Below are 15966 nucleotides of genomic sequence, written 5' to 3'. Positions count from 1 at the left end.
CTTCTCCCCGCTGGGGAGAAGAGGGAGCAAGCCTCGCCGACCGGAAAAGAAACCTGATCGCATGGCCGCCCCCACCTCCACCGTCGATCTCTCCGTCGCCCTGATCACCACCCCGGTGCCGATAGGCCATTGGCTCGCCATCCTGCCGGTTGCCCATTGCATCACGCTGGGTGCCGTCTTGCTGACGCTGCGCGGCTATCCCCGGCTGCAGGCCTGGCTTGCCATCCCTGGCCTTGCCGCGCTGGCGCTGATCGATGCGGCACTGCTCGCCAAGGTCGTCGCCGAAGGGCCGCTCACCATGGTCATGGGCCGCTGGCTGCCACCCTTCGGCATTGCCTTCACCGTCGATCTCTTCGGTGCGCTGATGGCCTTCACCGCAGCCCTTGCCGCGCTCGCCGGCGGCATCTATGCGCTGGCCGATATTGGTGAGAGCGGCCGGCGATATGGTTTCTTCCCGCTGCTGATGCTGCTGATGGCCGGCGTCACCGGCGCCTTTCTCACCGGCGATGTCTTCAATCTCTATGTCTGGTTCGAGGTGCTGCTGATCTCTTCCTTCGGGCTGATCATCCTTGGCTCCGAGCGCCAACAGATCGACGGCGCGCTGAAATATGCAGTGCTCAATCTCATCGCCACGACGTTGTTCCTGATTGGCGTCGGCATCCTCTACGCCGCCTTCGGCACCCTCAACATGGCCGATATCGCGGCAAAAGCTGCGGATTTGCGCGGCACGGCGCCGCTGATGACGCTGGCAAGCCTCTTCCTGCTCGCCTTCGGCATGAAGGCGGCAGCCTTCCCGGTCAATTTCTGGCTGCCCGCCGCCTACCATACGCCGCGCATCGTGGTCTCCGCACTGTTTGCCGGCCTGCTCACCAAGGTCGGCATCTACGCGCTGATCCGGGTGATGGTCATGCTGTTGCCGGTGGAGCGCCAGGAATTGAGCCCGGTGATCGCACTCGCCGCCGCCGCGACCATTGTCGTCGGCGCTCTCGGCGCGCTTGCCGAAAACGATATCCGCAGGCTGTTCGGCTATGTCGTCATATCGGGCATCGGAAACATGCTGGCCGGCGTCGCCCTCGGCGGCCTTGGCGGCATCAGCGGCGCTGTCTTTTATGCGCTCCATTCGATGGTGCTGATGACCGCGCTTTATCTTGCCGCCGGCGAGATCGCCCGGCGCGGCGGCGGCTTTTCGCTGTCGGCCCTCGGCGGGCTGTACAGGCAAAGCGGTGGCTTCACCGCGCTCTCCCTCGTGCTCTTCCTTGCCGCCTGTGGCCTGCCACCCTTTTCCGGCTTCTGGCCGAAGGTCATTCTCGTCAAGGCCTCGCTCGATCTCGGCGCCTGGTGGCTGGCGGCCTCGATCCTGGTTGGCGGTTTTCTGACGACGATTGCCTTCGGCCGCCTCTTCCTGCTCGCCTATTGGCGCCCGGCGGCGATAGCGCTGACGCCGTCCGGACCGAGGTGGCGCACCGGTCTGCCGCTCGCCGCGCTGACAGCGCTGGTCGTCGGCTTCGGCATCCTGCCGGAACAGCTGCTGGCGCTGTCGCAATCGGCAGCTGCCGGCCTTGCCGATCCCCAGGCCTATCTTCACTCGGTCTTCCCGGTAGGAGGTGCGCCGTGATCTTCTTCCTCTTCAACCTGCTGCTTGCCATTGCCTGGGTCACCGTCACCGGCAGCGCCTCGCCGCACAATCTAGTCCTCGGCTTGCTGCTTGGGGCCTTGGCGCTGGTCATCATCCGCGAATCTTTCGGCGGCAAGGAATATATTATCCCCCGCTTCCGCCCGGTGCTCTCGCTCGCCGCTCTGTTTCTCAAGGAATTGTCGCTGTCGGCCTGGAAGGTCACGGTCACCGTCCTCTCGCCCGATATGAAGCTGAAGCCCGGCATCTTTGCCTTCCCGCTGACGGTGACGAGCGATTTCGAGATCACTTTGCTCGCAAACCTCATCACGCTGACACCTGGCACGCTTTCGGTCGACGTCTCCACAGATCGCCGCACGCTCTATGTCCATGCGCTCGATTGTTCCGATCCTGAGGCAACCAAACGTGATATCGCCAACGGTTTCGAACGCAAGATCATGGAGGCTTTCCGGTGATCACACCTGCCGCCATCATCGCGGTCGCATCCTCGACCGCACTCGTCATCCTCGGCCTGGCGCTGATCCTCGCCGTCTGGCGCGTCGTTGCCGGCCCGACATTGCCGGATCGGATCCTCGCCCTCGACATGCTGACCGGCATCGCCATCGGTTTCATAGCGGTCATCGCGGTCAAGACCAGGTTTTCGCTCTATATCGATATCGCCATCTCGCTCGGCCTTGTCGGTTTCCTGGCGACCGTCGCCTTCGCCCGCTTTGTGCTGTCGCGCGGCAACATCAAATCGAAGCCGTCTGCATCTGCGGCAAATGGCAACACGCAAAAGCGGGCAGGGGGCAAGAAGCGATGATCGATTATATCGTGGCTGCCATCACCGCCCTGCTGCTGATCGTCGGTGCGCTCTTTGCTCTTGCAGCGGCGATCGGCCTGGTCAGGCTGCCCGATCTCTACACGCGCATGCACTCGGCCTCGAAGGCGGGGACTGTCGGCTCCGGCCTACTGCTCCTCGCCGCCGGCCTCTATTCGCAAGATCTGGCGATTCTCGCCCGCGCCATCGCCGGCTTTATCTTTTTCCTGCTGACGGCGCCGGTGTCTGCCCATCTGCTTGCCAGAGCTGCCCACCGTTCAGGATATGATCTCGGTGAACTCTCGGTCCGTGACGATATCAGGGATCGCTGAGCCTATTCTGTTCGGCGACTTTACCAGATTTATGCAAAACTTATGCACAGGAAGCTGTGAGTAAAGCTTGGCGGAATGCCCCTCAATTCTTCATCTGTCATTTTTTCTCAAGAAAAACGACAAATAATAATTGGCCTTTTGGTCAAACGATGGTATTTGAAAATGCAAGTAGAGTTCTGATTGTGAATTGCAATCGTACTGCTTCCAAGTCCCTCAGTTTTGATTTTTAATGTCTAAACTGAGGCCATAGCCTGGAGCATGACGTAGTGGTTTCCAATCAGGCAGTATAAGGACAGGTCTCGCTCTTCGGAATCTAGGGGTGGATTTCACGTTTTTCGAAACAGAAGGTCGCTTCCGGTGCTTTTGCTGTTCGCTTCTACGAGGCGGGTCTTTGGCATGTCAGTCAAAGACCGTTTGTGCATGCTAACAGGAGAAAAAATATGACGGATATAGCGACCGGCAATGCGCCGGAGCTGCTTGTGGAACTGACAGCCGACATCGTCGCGGCCTATGTCAGCAACCATGTTGTACCGGTCAGCGACCTGGCCAATCTGATTTCCGACGTGCATTCGGCACTGAGCAACACGTCCGTACCGCAGCCTGCTGCGGCGATCGTCGAAAAGCAGAAGCCTGCAGTTTCTGTCCGCAAGTCCGTACAGGACGAGCAGATCACGTGTTTGGAATGCGGCGGCAACTTCAAGTCCCTCAAGCGTCACCTGATGACGCATCACAGTCTCTCGCCGGAAGAATACCGCGAGAAGTGGGACCTGCCGACCGATTACCCGATGGTAGCGCCCGCTTATGCCGAAGCGCGTTCGCGCCTGGCAAAGGAAATGGGCCTCGGGCAGCGCCGCAAGCGCGGCCGCGGCTGAGCTTTTTCGAAAGCATCGACGACAAAAAGCCGGGTCTTGTGCCCGGCTTTTTTGTGTGCCTTTTCAAGGCGAGGAAAATAATCTCGATAGAGCCATTCCAGGAAGTGCGAAATGGTTTTCCCAGGCAAAGCGCGAAGCGGTTTTGCCGGGAGTTGGGTAAAACGAAAGGTTGGAGCGGTTCTGCGCTTCTATCAAAAGCTGAATCGCGCTGGTAATCCAACCCTTCCCAGATGATTCGGACGGGCGCCAAGATAGTCTGAGCGACCCTGTCTTATGCTTTGCCGACAGGCTTAGAATGTATTCCTGTACTATCAGCAAGTGTTAATGTATTCGATGTGCGAAGGCAGGCGCGCTGTCCGAATCGATCGGCTGTGGCTCCGAAGGTCGATCAGCCATCATCGCGGTCAAGCCGCGGCGCGCACTCTTGCCTCTTCGCGAATCCTGTTCACCATCGAGCGCAGTCCGTTCGAGCGCTGCGATGACAGGTTCTCCACCAGGCCGATCTTCGAGAATATCTCGAAGGCATCGAGCCCGGCGATCTCGGATGCGGTCTTGCCGGAATAGGTGGCAAGCACGATGGCGACGAGGCCGCGCACGATATGGGCGTCGGAATCACCCTCGAAGCTCATGACCGGGTTGTCGGGATCGCCTGTCGTATGCGTCACCAGCCAGACCTGGCTGGCGCAACCCATCACCTTGTTCTCGGAGGTGCGCTTCTCCTCGGCCAGGTCGGGCAGCGCCTTGCCGAGTTCGATGACATAGCGGTAGCGGTCTTCCCAATCGTCCAGGAAAGCGAAGTCGTCGATGATCTGGTCGAGGGATGCCATAGAGAAGCCTTTCACTGTTAGAGCCGTTCCAGCAAAAGTGCGCAGCGGTTTTGCGTCCGGAATGCGTGAGGAACTGCTCTAGAACTGCATATAGGTGAAAGACCGGCAGATTTGAACCGCTAAAGCAATTCCAGGCAAAGCGCGCAGCGATTTTGCCGGGAATTGCGTACACAAAAGATTGGAGCGGTTCTGCGCTTCCATCAAAAGCTGAACCGCAAAAGAAACGCCGTGAGGGATGGGCATCCTCACGGCGCAGCAACATGCTGAATTAAACAGGGCAGGCACGTCAGGCATGGGGTATCTCCGCGTCATGCGGACCGCCGATGCAAGCTATAAAACCGAAAGGTATTGCGGACGAATACCGGCGAAAAATTTTGTCAGGTCGCCGGCTTCGGCGTCGGCAGCGGGATCGCGCCAGTTACCACCGTCTCAGGAGAGGCATTATCCTCGACGGGCGGGCGGTAAGGCATCGGCTGGTTGAGTGCAGCCTTTGCCTCGCGCATCTTTTCCTGGATAGCAGGTGCTGCCAGCGAAGGCATGTTGAGCGCCACCGGCATCTCCGGTTCGGCAAGCTTTGCGGTCGCCGGCGCCTCGTCCTTGAACTGGCTGTCGAGAAGTTCGTAGGCGACGCGGGCGCCCTCGCGGGCCCGGTAGCCGAGCGCGGTGAAGGTTTCGGCGCCCTTGGCACAAACCTCGGGCTTTTCCGAGCACATGCCGGTGAGATAGTCATAGGCGCCGCTTGCCGCCGTGAAAGCGTCGGAAAGCTGCAATTGCGGGCCGTTGGCCAACTTGTCGGAACTCTCCGTGCTGAAGACGGAAAGAAGCACGAGCACGAGGCCAAACCAGAAGGATCCTTTGATCAGAAACCACATTGTCGTCGCCCATCCTGTTTTCCCCGTCCGGTTCTTGTCGCCGAATCAGGCCGGTTGTCCGGTGTGTTTTCACCCTACCGCCAAGTTGCGAATGCCGCTTTTCGAAACTCACGCGCATTTGCGGCAAATTTAGTTCAAATTTTAGCGAACGGTATTTGAGCCGCATTTTAGTCGAATGCGAGCGATCGCCGTTAAGCATCAGGGCAGCACCTGCTTGCAATTGCAGGGCTTTTGCTAGCTCGCCTTGCCACAAGAGTTAACGCAATGCTGAAATATGAGGAAAATCCGTCGCTTACCTGCTATTAACCACAAAAGGCAAAGAGCCTTCCAGATGCTTCAAAACGGGAATTTCGGCCGTTTCAGCCTGTGAACAGCGCTTTTGCCTTATCCTTTCTTTAAGTCGCCAAGGCCTATTGTCCGGATCGATCGACAGCCTTTCGGGCGGGTATTGCGTGCGTATATTGAGTAACATTGGCGGCTGGATGACGGCCCTCGTAGACCGGGCAGCGACAAGCTGGCTCTCCCGGACGGGCGGCGGCGAAGCCGTACGCCAACGCGAGCTTGCGATCCTGCGCCGTCTCGTGCTGCTCTCGTCGGCCGCTCTCGTTGCCGCTCCTATCGGCCTTTCGGCAGTCACCAGTCCGGCCGTCGCGCTGCCGGCGGGTGTCGCTATGGTCTGCGCCGCCTTTCTCTTTTCCGCCGTCGGCAGCATCGCGCTCGCCCGTCAGGGTTCGTCTGCCGGTATCGCCACGCAGTCGGCCGAGGATTTCTTCCTTGCCGCCACCCCCGGCCTCGTCTTCTTCCTAGACCCGCACGGCAGTGTGGCGACGGTCGGCGGCCGCGACCGGCGCGATTTCCTTGCCTGGATGCGCGATCCCAAGGGCAGGGGCTTCCTCGAGCAGGTGCATGTCTCCGACCGCATCCTTTTCCTGCAGGCGCTTGATGACCTGCGCCGGGGCGAGGATGCTCAGAGCGTCGATCTGCGCCTCGACCGGCCCTCGGTCTCGCGCGATCAACGCCAGTTCGCCTATCTCAGAATGGACATGACCGCCCGGCGCGATGCCGATGGCGAACTTGCCGCCATCATTGCCCAGCTGCGCGATGTCTCCGTCGAGCAGCAGTTGCGTGACGAAGCCCAGAACCGCGCGGCCGATGCCGAATCCGCAAACGACGCCAAGTCGCGCTTCCTCGCCGCCGTCAGCCATGAGCTGCGCACGCCACTGAACGCCATTCTCGGTTTTTCCGATATCCTGATCGGTGAATATTTCGGCAAGTTCGAAAACGACCGCCAGCGCGAATATGTCGGCCTGGTCCGCGAGTCCGGCGCGCATCTGCTCTCCGTCGTCAACACCATGCTCGACATGAGCAAGATCGAAGCGGGCCGCTACGAGCTGATCCTCGAAGCCTTCGATATATCAAGCTCCGTCAAATCCTGCGAATCGATGCTGGCATTGCAGGCCAAGACCAAGGGCCTCACGCTGACGAGCCGTATCCAGCGCGATCTCGGCGAGATCGTCGCCGATCAGCGCGCTATCCAGCAGATTCTCATCAATCTCGTCGGCAATGCCATAAAATTCACCGAGGCCGGCGGCGTCGTCTCGGTCGATGCGGCAGCGCGCGACGGCATCCTCAAGCTGACGGTCAGCGATACCGGCATCGGCATCCCGGCCGACAAGCTGGCATTGCTCGGCCAGCCCTTCGTCCAGATCCAGAACGACTATACCCGCCGGTTCGAAGGCTCCGGCCTCGGCCTCTCCTTGGTCAAGGGGCTGGTGGCGCTGCATGGCGGGCATTTCGCCATTGCCAGCCAACCCGGCGAAGGCACCATCATCACCATCGAGATCGCGGTGGACGGCTCGGGTGCCCAGCACGCCGAAGACGCCGGTCATGGCGCGACTGTCGAGTTTCCGCCGCGGCTGAAGGGCGCGGTCAACACAGGCGCAGAATTGGAAGAGGGGCGTTTCGATGGCCGCGCGCAAGCGAAAATCGCCTAAGGGAAAAAGGGGACGGCAGCAGCCGGGCCTTCTGATGTCAGGTGCGGCCGCCCTTGGCGGGCTCGGCCTGCAGGGCGCATCCGTGCTTGGCGGCGTTATTAGCCGCAATCCGTCGGTCGCCGGCGGCACGATCACCTTTGTCGTCATCTTCTCCTTCGTCGCCGCCAATGCGCTCTGGTATCAGCCGGGCCTGCATCCGCATCCGATTTTCCGCACCCGTGATCCGCAGTCTCCAACGGTGCTCGGTGCCCGCCGCCCGGCCGAGGAGCAACAGGGCGAGGTCACCACATTCCGGATTGAACGGCCGCAGGATGCCGCCACCACCAATGCGACGCCGGCGCCTGCCGCGCCTGGCCAGCAGCCGAGCCAGTTGGTCATGGATATCCAGCAGCAGCTAGTACGCCGCGGCCTCTATAACGGCATTCCCGACGGCATCATCGGCCCGCGCACCAGTGCGGCCATCCTCTTTTTCGAAGAGACCGTCGGCATGACCCAGACCGGCGATCCGACGCCGGAAGTACTGGCAGCGCTAAAGACCGATGCCGCGGGGCCTTCGACCGTGCCCGCCGAAAAGCCCCCCGAGGATGTAAGCTCGAAGGCAGCGGCGGAAGACCCGGTGGCGGCGGCGATCCGTAGCGCTGAAAAGACGGTCAAAACGGCTCCGTCAGCAGCAAAGCAGGTTCCATCAAGCGAAATCACCAATGTCGACCTGGTGTTGAAGATCCAGAAGGGTCTTTCCAACATGGCCTATGCCAATGTCGGCGTCGACGGCGTTGCCGGCGAGCAGACCCGCGCGGCCATCCGCCATTTTCAGAAGCACTACAACCTGCCTGAGGACGGTGAGCCGAACCAGGCGGTGCTGAAGAAACTCAAGGAAATCGGGGCGATATAGAGCAATTCCAGCAAAAGTGCGCAGCGGTTTTGCGTCCGGAATTGCGCAAACAAAAAGATAGAGCATTTCCGCGGCTTGGAGAAAGACGGAAATGCTCTAACCCTTAGGATGCCGCCTTCAACAGCCTGTAATGCGTCGTCATCGCCTGGCCCTCGACATCCACCGCCTCTTCGATCGGCCCGGCCTCGCGGGACATCGCCACGCGATAGCGCTTCGGCGCCATACCTGTCATCCGCTTGAAGGCGTTGCTGAAGGCGCTTTCGGATGTATAGCCGAGCGAAAGCGCCAGCGCCGAAACCGGCATGCTGCCTTCCCGCAGTTCGCGTTCGGCAAGGCGCATGCGCCGGCCGGTGAGATAGGTGAGCGGCGCAACCCCCGCCACTGTCTTGAACCGCAGCGCAAAGCTCGTGCGCGACATGCCGGCCGCCGTTGCCAATTCGCCAAGCTGCCAGGAGCGGCTGGGATCGCCATGCATCAGCCGCAGCGCCGGTGCAATGCGATCGTCGCCGAAGGCTCGGAGCCAGCCGACCGTCAGTGGCGCCGAGCTCATGATGTGCGCCCTCAGCACCAGGACGAACATCAACTGCGCAAGCTGGGTCGAGGCGAGCAGGGCGCCGGGCCGCTTTGCCGCCATCTCCCGCACCAGTTGGTCGAGCAGCCAGCGCAGCACCCCGGCTTCGGCAAGGGCCGCGCGCACATGGATGATCGGCGGCAACACGTCGGACAGCAGCTCCATGCCCTGCGGCCCGAGCGCGATGTGGCCGCCGAGATAATGGAAATCCTCGCCAACGCCCTGGCGCGCCATGCCGTCAACCTTCTCCTTGAAGGCGCCGACCGCGTCAGTGGGCGCAACGGCAAGGTCGCTCGCCAGGATGAAGGAGTGCCGGCCGTTCAGAAGCGCAACGTCGCCTGCCTCGAGCAGAATGGGCTCACTGCCATTGTCGAGGCAAAGCCAGCAGCGCCCTTTGGCGACCGCGCTGATCTTGATCCGGTTTGGCCGGGGGAAACGCAGCGCCCAGGCGCCGCCGGCGATCAGCCCACCGGACACTAGGCAGCGCGCATCAAGCAGATTGAGCATTTCGGAGAGCGGATCGCTGGTCATTTTTGAACGATGAAGCAGGAAATCGGGATTTGCAAGCATTCAGAATCCCATTTCCCGGGCGTACATAAGGCCATCACGCACAACGGAGGCATGTCATGTCCACTCCACAGGCTCCCATCAGATCCGGTTTCGGTGCGGCCTCGACCGCCGAGGAGGTCATTGTCGGGCACGATCTCTCAGGCAAGGTCGCGATCGTCACCGGCGGTTATTCCGGTCTTGGTCTCGAGACGGCTCGTGTGCTCGCCGAAGCCGGCGCCAGGGTCGTCGTCCCCGCCCGCAATCTCGAAAAAGCCAAGGCGGCCGTGGAAAGCATTCCCGGCCTTGCGCTGGAAAAGCTCGACCTGATGGACCCCGGCTCGATCGACGACTTCGCCGACCGCTTCCTCGAAAGCGGCGAGCCCCTGCATCTTCTCATCAGCAATGCTGCCGTCATGGCAAATCCGCTGACGCGTGATACCCGCGGTTACGAATCGCAGTTCTCCACCAATCATCTCGGCCATTTCCAGCTCACTGCCCGCCTTTGGCCGGCGCTGGTGAAGGCCGAGGGTGCGCGTGTCGTCGCCGTCTCCTCGCGCGGCCACGTCTTCGCCGGCGTCGATTTCGACGATCCGAATTTCGAGAACCGCGAATACGCGCCCTATCTCGCCTACGGCCAGTCGAAGACGGCAAATGCTCTCTTTGCGGTGTCACTGGATGCTTTGGGTGCAAAGCACGGTATCAGGGCCTTCTCGCTGCATCCCGGCGGTATCGTCACCACCAATCTGGTCCGCCATCAGTCGAGCGACTTCCTCAAGGCGAGCGGCTATGTCGACGAGGATGGCAAACCGGTCATCGATCCGGAAAACAACAAGAAGACGATAGAGCAGGGGGCTTCGACCACCGTCTGGTGCGCCGTCAGCGAGAAGCTCGACGGTCTTGGCGGCGTCTATTGCGAGAACTGCAATATCGCCACCGCCGTCCCCGGCGATTCGACCGAGATGCTCGGTGTCCGTCCTTGGGCAACCGATCCGGAATTTGCCGAACGCCTCTGGCAGTTGAGCGAGCGGCTGACGGGCTTCATCGCCAGCTGACGGGGCGTCACACGGTCGGCCCACAGTCACGGAGTTCGATTTCCCTACAACCTAAGTCTAAGGTGCTGCGGCTGTTTGCAACTTGTTAACCATGTTGCCTGAAGCTTTTCTGATTGGGACGGGGGAGCGTCGGTCATGCATGCGCTGAAGGCGATAGACGATCTGGCCGGAGAACCGGCGGTCAAAGCGGGAGGCCCCGATCCCGAGGCGCTGCGCCACATCCTGCAGCGTCTTGCCGAAGAAGCCTCCACGCTTGGCATCGATCTCGTCGATATCGCCGGCGCCATCCAGGACATGGCGGGGATGTCGGCCCGGCATGCCTCCGCCTTCGATCGTGTCACCCGCACTGCACTGTCGATTGCCGAGACCAATCGCTCGGTCGCCGTATCGCTGCGCGAGACCGACCGCACGGCGGCCGAGGCCCGCCACATGCTGAAAGAATCGGCCGACCGCCTGACCGGCTCCGTCGTCGAGATCGGCCACATGGTCCAGTCCTCCAACGAGATCGGCGCTGAGATCGCCGGCTTCTCCAAGTCGCTTGCCGATGTCGACAATATCGCCGAGGAGATCAGCACCATCGCCCGCCAGACCAACCTGCTGGCGCTGAACGCCGCGATCGAGGCGGCACGCGCCGGCGATGCGGGCAAGGGTTTCGCCGTCGTCGCCACCGAGGTCCGGGCGCTTTCGCTGCAGACCTCGAAGGCGACCGGTTCCATCCAGCAGACGCTCGACGAGCTGCGCGTGAAGATCGACCGGCTGTCGGCCGTCGGCAGCGATGCGCGCGACAGTGCCGCCGGCGTGCGTGACAAGTCGGAAGCGATGCGCGGCGCCTTCGAAAACATGGAACATGTCATCACCCGCATCCTCGACAGTTCGACTGTCATGGCCAACACCACCGAGGCGGTCGACCAGCAATGCGCCGGCTTCGTCGAGAAACTCGGCGAGATGTCGGCCGAGGTCGCCGGCTCGAACATCAGGCTGCAGCAGGCGGCAAAACGCGTCGACAGCGTCGTCGGCCTCTCGGAAACCCTGATCCAGCTGACGGCGAGCGCCGGCGTCAAGACCGCCGACAGCCGTTGGATCGAGGAAGCGCAGTCGGTGGCAAGGCAGATTTCCGGCGCCTTCGAGCGCGCCGTCGCTGAAGGGCAGATCGGGCTCGATGCTCTCTTCGACCGACGGTATCGGCCGATACCGGGCACCGATCCGGCACAGGTGATGGCAGCCTTCACCGAACTCGCCGACCGCTTGCTGCCGCCGATCCAGGAACCCGTCACAGCCTTGGACGAGCGCGTCGCCTTCTGCGCGGCGATCGATGAGAACGGCTATCTGCCGACCCACAACCGGAAATTCTCGCAAGCCCAGCGGCCTGGCGACACCGTCTGGAACACCGCCAATTGCCGCAATCGCCGCATCTTCGCCGATCGCGTCGGCCTTGCCGCCGGCCGCAGCACCGCGCCCTTCCTCGTCCAGACCTACAGGCGCGACATGGGTGGCGGTAATTTCGTGATGATGAAGGATATCTCCGCTCCGATCACCGTCCGCGGACGGCATTGGGGAGGCTTGCGGCTGGCAATCAAGGTCTGACCCCTGGGGTCAAGCTCTGACCCTGCATTGCCGCCACCGGCGCTCCGGGGCTAGCGCATCGCAATCTTTCAGATTCGCTCCTTGCGCTCTAAGTCTTTATTTTCCCGCATGCCGTTATCGCAAAACCGCTACACACTTTTGCGCGACATGCTTTATACCGCACCGATGAGATTACGCGCCGACATCTTCGTTTCAGCCCTCCTGCGCCGCGTCTTCGCCAGCGGCGATTTCGCCGCCGTCGAGAAGAAGGGTGCGGAGGAAGCGGGTGCGATCTTCATCCGTCAGCACTTCCGCGACGGCCTGGAAACGCTCTATGCGCCGGCGCCGCAGACCGCTTTCGACGAAGGCCAGGCCGGCGACCGCCTGTTCGAGATCCGCCTGTTGCGCAGCGAACCGGAAGCGGTGCGCGCGATGCTGGAGCGCGAACGCAAATTCGATCCCGATCTCTGGATCGTCGAGCTGGAGGCGGATGAACTGGGGGATATGATCCCCCTTGTCAGGGACAGCGGATGACGGCCGGAGGCAGCCGTCAGGTCAGCGCCATTTCAAACCGCTGATATGTGGCAAGGTCAGCCCGCGGCTCAGCGAGACCGCCGTCCCATGATGCGCATGTCGCGCTGCGGCGGCGCCTGGCGGATGAAGCGGTGGTTGGGCGTTTCCTGAGGTGCAGGCACATTGGGCACGTCGTGCCTGTAGGTGTAGCGATCGGCACGCCGCCAGGCTTCGACGCGTTCGTGGCATTCTTCCGGGTCGAGCGCATCGAGCACCATCCAGCCCCGCGTGACGTTGTGCTGCTGTTCGGCAAGGTGCGGATAGAGCCTTTCGAGCACGAAGACGGCATCGAGAAAGCCCATGCCGAGGCTCGTCAGTGTAGTGGCAAGCTGCTGGCCGGAAAGGTCGAGCATGATGCGCTCGGCAAGCCAGCGGCTGGCGGAAAGCGCATCGGCAAGTGCTGTTGCGAAATGCGTTGCCTCGCGTGAGCGCGCGAAGCGCACCAGCAGCGCCTCTTGAATGTCGGTGAGCGTGCGCAGACCGAGCCTGTCTTCGTCGGCACGGCCGAGATGACCGGCAAGCCCGAGGATACGTTCGCGCAACGCCTCTTCATTGGCAACCCGCTGTTCTTCCAGCGCATCCGCCTCGTTGGTCTCGGCCGGCGCTGGCGAAAGCGGGACCGCTGGCGATTCCATGATCGGCGCCGATGCGCCCGCGGGCCGCGGCTGGCTCTGGCGCAGCGCCACCAGCGCATCGATGACCTTTGGCGAGAGTGAATCGCGGCTGACGATCGCCTTGACATGCGCTGCACCCTGCATGCGCGCGATGGTAATCAGCGTATCGTCGGCGATTGCCTTGGAGGCGGCAAGAAAAGGGGCTGCGATCTCGATCGGCTGGTTGCCGATAAACAGTGCTACGGCTGCCGGCATGTTCTCGCATTGGGACAGCGCTGCGACCGCCTGGCGCTTGGCCTCGTCGGAGGAGGCTTGGAACAGCGGCATGAAAAGTTCGGCAAATTGGCGCAGTTCGGACCGTGTCGGATGAGACAGGTTCTCGAAACTGCTGACAGTCGCCATTAACACCACGTCCTTTTTCCTGACGGCCAAGGGGCCTTCTAGGTCTCGAAACCGGTCACGCACAAAAACACCCCGAAAACGCAGAACAAGGGGACCATGGGCCGATATGCGCTGGCGGAACGCATGTCAGGCCATACGGTTATGAACAAATCCTACACCGGTAGGGTTAATGCATGCTGAAGATTTTATTAAAAAGCAACAGAAATATACACGCTTAGCGTGTCCAGGCATGGTTAGCCGGCAATATAAAAATGCACGGTTTGGAAGGGCGCTCTGAGGATTGCTCATCGCCGAAGTGATGGTGGAAAGTTTAGGCGATCCTGTGATCGCGCAGCGCGTGCAGCAGCCTTTCGCGGCTGTCGTGACCGGCCTGATAGAGGTCGAGTGCTGCTGATGCGGCAAACTGCGCCTCGACGCTCTTGATGTCGATGTGCCGTTCCGCGCACCAGGCATCGAGAGCACTGCGCAGAACGTCGAGATCCTCAGGCGAGAAAGATGAATTCACCAGCAAAGACACCGTTTACCCTCCGCATTCCGGCAAGAGCGAGGAAGATTCCCGATCGATCGGTGCCCGGAAACGTGTGATCGACATGAGCGAACATACGCGCATCTGAGCGCCTCGCAATTAAATATTTTCATGCGGCATTTTTGCAACATCGCCCCTTTTCTGGCAGGCAGATTGCCGCGTCAATGCCAACTATATGAATTGTTTCTAATTTTACGCGCCGAACCCCATCCGGGCCTTTGCGCGGGCGGCGTGAAACCAAATCAACTCTTCGAGCGTTAAAGGGGAAGTGAGGTGAACTGTGTTTGGCATCTATCGAACATTAGTAAACTGTTAACTGTCATGTGTCTCAATTCGGATAGGAACGACGCGATTTGAGCAGTTGGATCGTTGAAACTCCGCATCACGGTATTTCAATCAGGTGCCGTGGGAAAGGCGCGAATGCCCTCGGTCCGGTTATCCCGGCACTGCAGGACGCGCCGGCTCGCACATTGGCGGGCAGGGTGAAATCCATCGCAAGTTCATCCGTCTCGGGCAGTGCATGGAGACGAGAATGGCAATAGTAGTCGCATTGGCGGATCGGCGGCCACGGGCGCCGCGTCGCCCGGACAAGGAGCCCCGCGAAGCCAAGATCCTCTGGTTCACCGGCGTCCGCTACGAGCGGTTGGCCGAGAGCCCGAAACATCGTCCGGCGCCCGCGCCGCGCGTCAACAAGAAGTAACCGCTTTTCAACCTCAGCGAGCGGCGAATTGCTCGCAGCCGGCTTCCGTCAGGAAGTTGCGCGCGGCCTCATCGAAGCTCGCCTGCGGCGCCAGCGTCCGCAGCACGGCATAACCGTCCGGCCGTGCCATTTCCACCAGGATCGCCTGCTGCAGCTCCTGTGGCAGATTTTTGCGCAGGTCGGTCAGCTGGATCGGACTGCCGGCCAGCACATCGAGCGCACCGCCGACCGACGTCCTGTCGTTCATGCTGAAGACCTCATTGGAGGCACTGTCGTAGATCGCGATCGACCAGAAGGGCACATTGCCCTTGGCGGTGAAATGCACCGGTGCATCCTCGACATCGAAGGAGCAGACGGCGGTGCGCAGGAAGGGGTCGCCATTGGCAAGGCCTGCCTCGTCATACTGGTTGCCGAGCAGGTAGAAATTGTTGAGGTCGCCCTCCGCCTCCACGCGGGTCGCCGCATCCCTGCCGGTGAAATGCGGCAGCGACAGGATGATGACGAGATGCAGCAGGGCTGCGCCGAAAAGGCCGGTCAGGACGGCGAAGAATATCCTAAGCATTGCCGCATCCGGTCTTGGTGAGCTTCGGCATGGCGAGGTCGATCACGCCGGAACTGCCGGCGGTCGGTGTGTCGAACAGCGTCAGTACCAGCCGAAAGGTGCCGGCCTGTGGCAAGGCCAGCCAGTTGCCCGGCTGCGCGACGGCGGATATGTCGATCGAGAAGCTGCTGTCTTGCTGGCGCAGCACCGTCCAGGAATTCAACGCTGAGGGATGCCCTGTCGTCACCGCCGCCGGATTGCCGCCATTGTCGGCGGTAAAAAGGGTCCAGAGCCGGGCAGGCGGTGTCTGCCCGCTGATGCGGTAGCGGCAGCCGGCATTCAGCCGCGCGCCCTCGTCGTCGACGCTCGCCGTAAACGTCAGGCCCTCTGCGCTGCCGTAGAGCAGCTTGCCGGCGCGTGCCCGGTGCGACTTGGCATAAGGATCGGCCTCGACCGTCTGCAACGCCGGAAAGGCCTCCCAGGCGCCGAGCTTGATCGCCCCAAAGCCCTGTGTCGCATCCAGCGCATAAAGCGAAATCATGATCCCGCCGCCAAAGGCGACGATCAGCGTGATCGCGATAAAAAGGGGAAATCGAAACACGTCATGACCTTGGAAACCATATCGGATGAAAGGGTTACCACTGATTCTGGCAG

The 15966-nt window shown here is 61.4% G+C and carries 19 protein-coding genes; 11 read left to right on the top strand and 8 right to left on the bottom strand.

Annotated elements, in window-relative coordinates; genetic code table 11:
• Window positions 1–61 precede the first annotated feature (61 nt).
• The 5 genes from C3Y91_RS06770 to C3Y91_RS06750 all read left to right on the top strand — a co-directional run bounded on the left by C3Y91_RS06770 (window position 62) and on the right by C3Y91_RS06750 (window position 3636).
• Window positions 62–1615 carry a Na+/H+ antiporter subunit D gene (locus tag C3Y91_RS06770; RefSeq protein ID WP_130681405.1) on the top strand — a complete coding sequence of 518 codons (1554 nt, stop codon included), beginning with the start codon at window positions 62–64 and terminating at the stop codon, window positions 1613–1615.
• Entirely contained in the window at window positions 1612–2088 is a 477-nt protein-coding gene (locus tag C3Y91_RS06765) for a Na+/H+ antiporter subunit E (protein WP_130681407.1), read from the top strand. Before C3Y91_RS06770 ends, C3Y91_RS06765 begins: the two co-directional genes overlap by 4 nt.
• Entirely contained in the window at window positions 2085–2435 is a 351-nt protein-coding gene (locus C3Y91_RS06760; RefSeq protein ID WP_018497342.1) for a cation:proton antiporter, read from the top strand. The genes C3Y91_RS06765 and C3Y91_RS06760 overlap by 4 nt, the downstream gene beginning before the upstream one ends.
• Window positions 2432–2764, top strand: coding sequence for a monovalent cation/H(+) antiporter subunit G (gene mnhG, locus C3Y91_RS06755; protein WP_018484375.1), 333 nt, complete (start codon window positions 2432–2434; stop codon window positions 2762–2764). Before C3Y91_RS06760 ends, mnhG begins: the two co-directional genes overlap by 4 nt.
• Window positions 2765–3204: 440 nt before the next feature.
• Window positions 3205–3636, top strand: coding sequence for a Ros/MucR family transcriptional regulator (locus C3Y91_RS06750; RefSeq protein WP_003557810.1), 432 nt, complete (start codon window positions 3205–3207; stop codon window positions 3634–3636).
• A gap of 404 nt (window positions 3637–4040) precedes the next feature.
• Here the strand turns inward: C3Y91_RS06750 and C3Y91_RS06745 are convergent, their stop codons facing one another.
• From C3Y91_RS06745 to C3Y91_RS06735, 3 genes are all read right to left on the bottom strand, one after another.
• The gene (locus C3Y91_RS06745; protein WP_026170808.1) at window positions 4041–4463 is read right to left on the bottom strand and encodes a SufE family protein; all 423 of its coding nucleotides are present in this window, start codon (window positions 4461–4463) and stop codon (window positions 4041–4043) included.
• Between the two features lie 78 nt (window positions 4464–4541).
• Complete coding sequence (locus C3Y91_RS06740; protein WP_130655021.1) at window positions 4542–4757, bottom strand: hypothetical protein; 216 nt, start codon at window positions 4755–4757, stop codon at window positions 4542–4544.
• An 83-nt stretch (window positions 4758–4840) separates the two neighbouring features.
• A complete protein-coding gene (locus C3Y91_RS06735) occupies window positions 4841–5335 on the bottom strand; it encodes a DUF5330 domain-containing protein (protein WP_130664335.1) in 495 nt (164 codons plus the stop codon).
• Between the two features lie 413 nt (window positions 5336–5748).
• Here C3Y91_RS06735 and C3Y91_RS06730 point away from each other — a divergent pair, with 413 nt between their 5' ends.
• A complete protein-coding gene (locus tag C3Y91_RS06730; RefSeq protein ID WP_018070921.1) occupies window positions 5749–7329 on the top strand; it encodes a sensor histidine kinase in 1581 nt (526 codons plus the stop codon).
• Window positions 7301–8221, top strand: a complete 921-nt coding sequence (locus C3Y91_RS06725; protein WP_018070922.1) for a peptidoglycan-binding domain-containing protein — start codon at window positions 7301–7303, stop codon at window positions 8219–8221. The genes C3Y91_RS06730 and C3Y91_RS06725 overlap by 29 nt, the downstream gene beginning before the upstream one ends.
• Before the next feature lie 103 nt (window positions 8222–8324).
• On the opposite strand, the gene C3Y91_RS06720 is transcribed toward C3Y91_RS06725, so the two are convergent.
• The gene (locus C3Y91_RS06720; protein ID WP_168575173.1) at window positions 8325–9362 is read right to left on the bottom strand and encodes an AraC family transcriptional regulator; all 1038 of its coding nucleotides are present in this window, start codon (window positions 9360–9362) and stop codon (window positions 8325–8327) included.
• A gap of 56 nt (window positions 9363–9418) precedes the next feature.
• On the opposite strand from C3Y91_RS06720, the gene C3Y91_RS06715 reads away from it, so the two are divergent.
• The 3 genes from C3Y91_RS06715 (at window position 9419) to C3Y91_RS06705 (ending at window position 12490) form a co-directional block, all read left to right on the top strand.
• Window positions 9419–10393, top strand: coding sequence for an oxidoreductase (locus C3Y91_RS06715; RefSeq protein WP_130664336.1), 975 nt, complete (start codon window positions 9419–9421; stop codon window positions 10391–10393).
• A 135-nt stretch (window positions 10394–10528) separates the two neighbouring features.
• A complete protein-coding gene (locus C3Y91_RS06710) occupies window positions 10529–11977 on the top strand; it encodes a methyl-accepting chemotaxis protein (RefSeq protein WP_168575172.1) in 1449 nt (482 codons plus the stop codon).
• A gap of 165 nt (window positions 11978–12142) precedes the next feature.
• Complete coding sequence (locus C3Y91_RS06705) at window positions 12143–12490, top strand: DUF1491 family protein (RefSeq protein WP_026170809.1); 348 nt, start codon at window positions 12143–12145, stop codon at window positions 12488–12490.
• A 68-nt stretch (window positions 12491–12558) separates the two neighbouring features.
• Here C3Y91_RS06705 and C3Y91_RS06700 read toward each other — a convergent pair whose 3' ends face one another.
• Both C3Y91_RS06700 and C3Y91_RS06695 read right to left on the bottom strand, forming a co-directional pair.
• Window positions 12559–13608, bottom strand: coding sequence for a DUF2336 domain-containing protein (locus tag C3Y91_RS06700; RefSeq protein ID WP_018070927.1), 1050 nt, complete (start codon window positions 13606–13608; stop codon window positions 12559–12561).
• Between the two features lie 247 nt (window positions 13609–13855).
• Window positions 13856–14062 carry a hypothetical protein gene (locus tag C3Y91_RS06695; RefSeq protein WP_168575171.1) on the bottom strand — a complete coding sequence of 69 codons (207 nt, stop codon included), beginning with the start codon at window positions 14060–14062 and terminating at the stop codon, window positions 13856–13858.
• A 541-nt stretch (window positions 14063–14603) separates the two neighbouring features.
• Here C3Y91_RS06695 and C3Y91_RS06690 point away from each other — a divergent pair.
• Entirely contained in the window at window positions 14604–14771 is a 168-nt protein-coding gene (locus tag C3Y91_RS06690; protein ID WP_003546657.1) for a hypothetical protein, read from the top strand.
• A gap of 13 nt (window positions 14772–14784) precedes the next feature.
• Here the strand turns inward: C3Y91_RS06690 and C3Y91_RS06685 are convergent, their stop codons facing one another.
• Both C3Y91_RS06685 and C3Y91_RS06680 read right to left on the bottom strand, forming a co-directional pair.
• Window positions 14785–15333 (bottom strand): DUF1254 domain-containing protein, encoded by a 549-nt coding sequence (locus C3Y91_RS06685; protein ID WP_012756667.1) that lies wholly within the window; start codon window positions 15331–15333, stop codon window positions 14785–14787.
• Complete coding sequence (locus C3Y91_RS06680; RefSeq protein WP_168575170.1) at window positions 15326–15913, bottom strand: DUF1214 domain-containing protein; 588 nt, start codon at window positions 15911–15913, stop codon at window positions 15326–15328. Before C3Y91_RS06680 ends, C3Y91_RS06685 begins: the two co-directional genes overlap by 8 nt.
• Window positions 15914–15966 lie beyond the last annotated feature (53 nt).

The organism is Rhizobium ruizarguesonis (assembly GCF_012349115.1).
GTDB classification, from domain to species: domain Bacteria; phylum Pseudomonadota; class Alphaproteobacteria; order Rhizobiales; family Rhizobiaceae; genus Rhizobium; species Rhizobium ruizarguesonis.
Note: the sequence above shows the minus strand (reverse complement) of the source record. Positions and strands in the feature narration are given on the sequence as shown.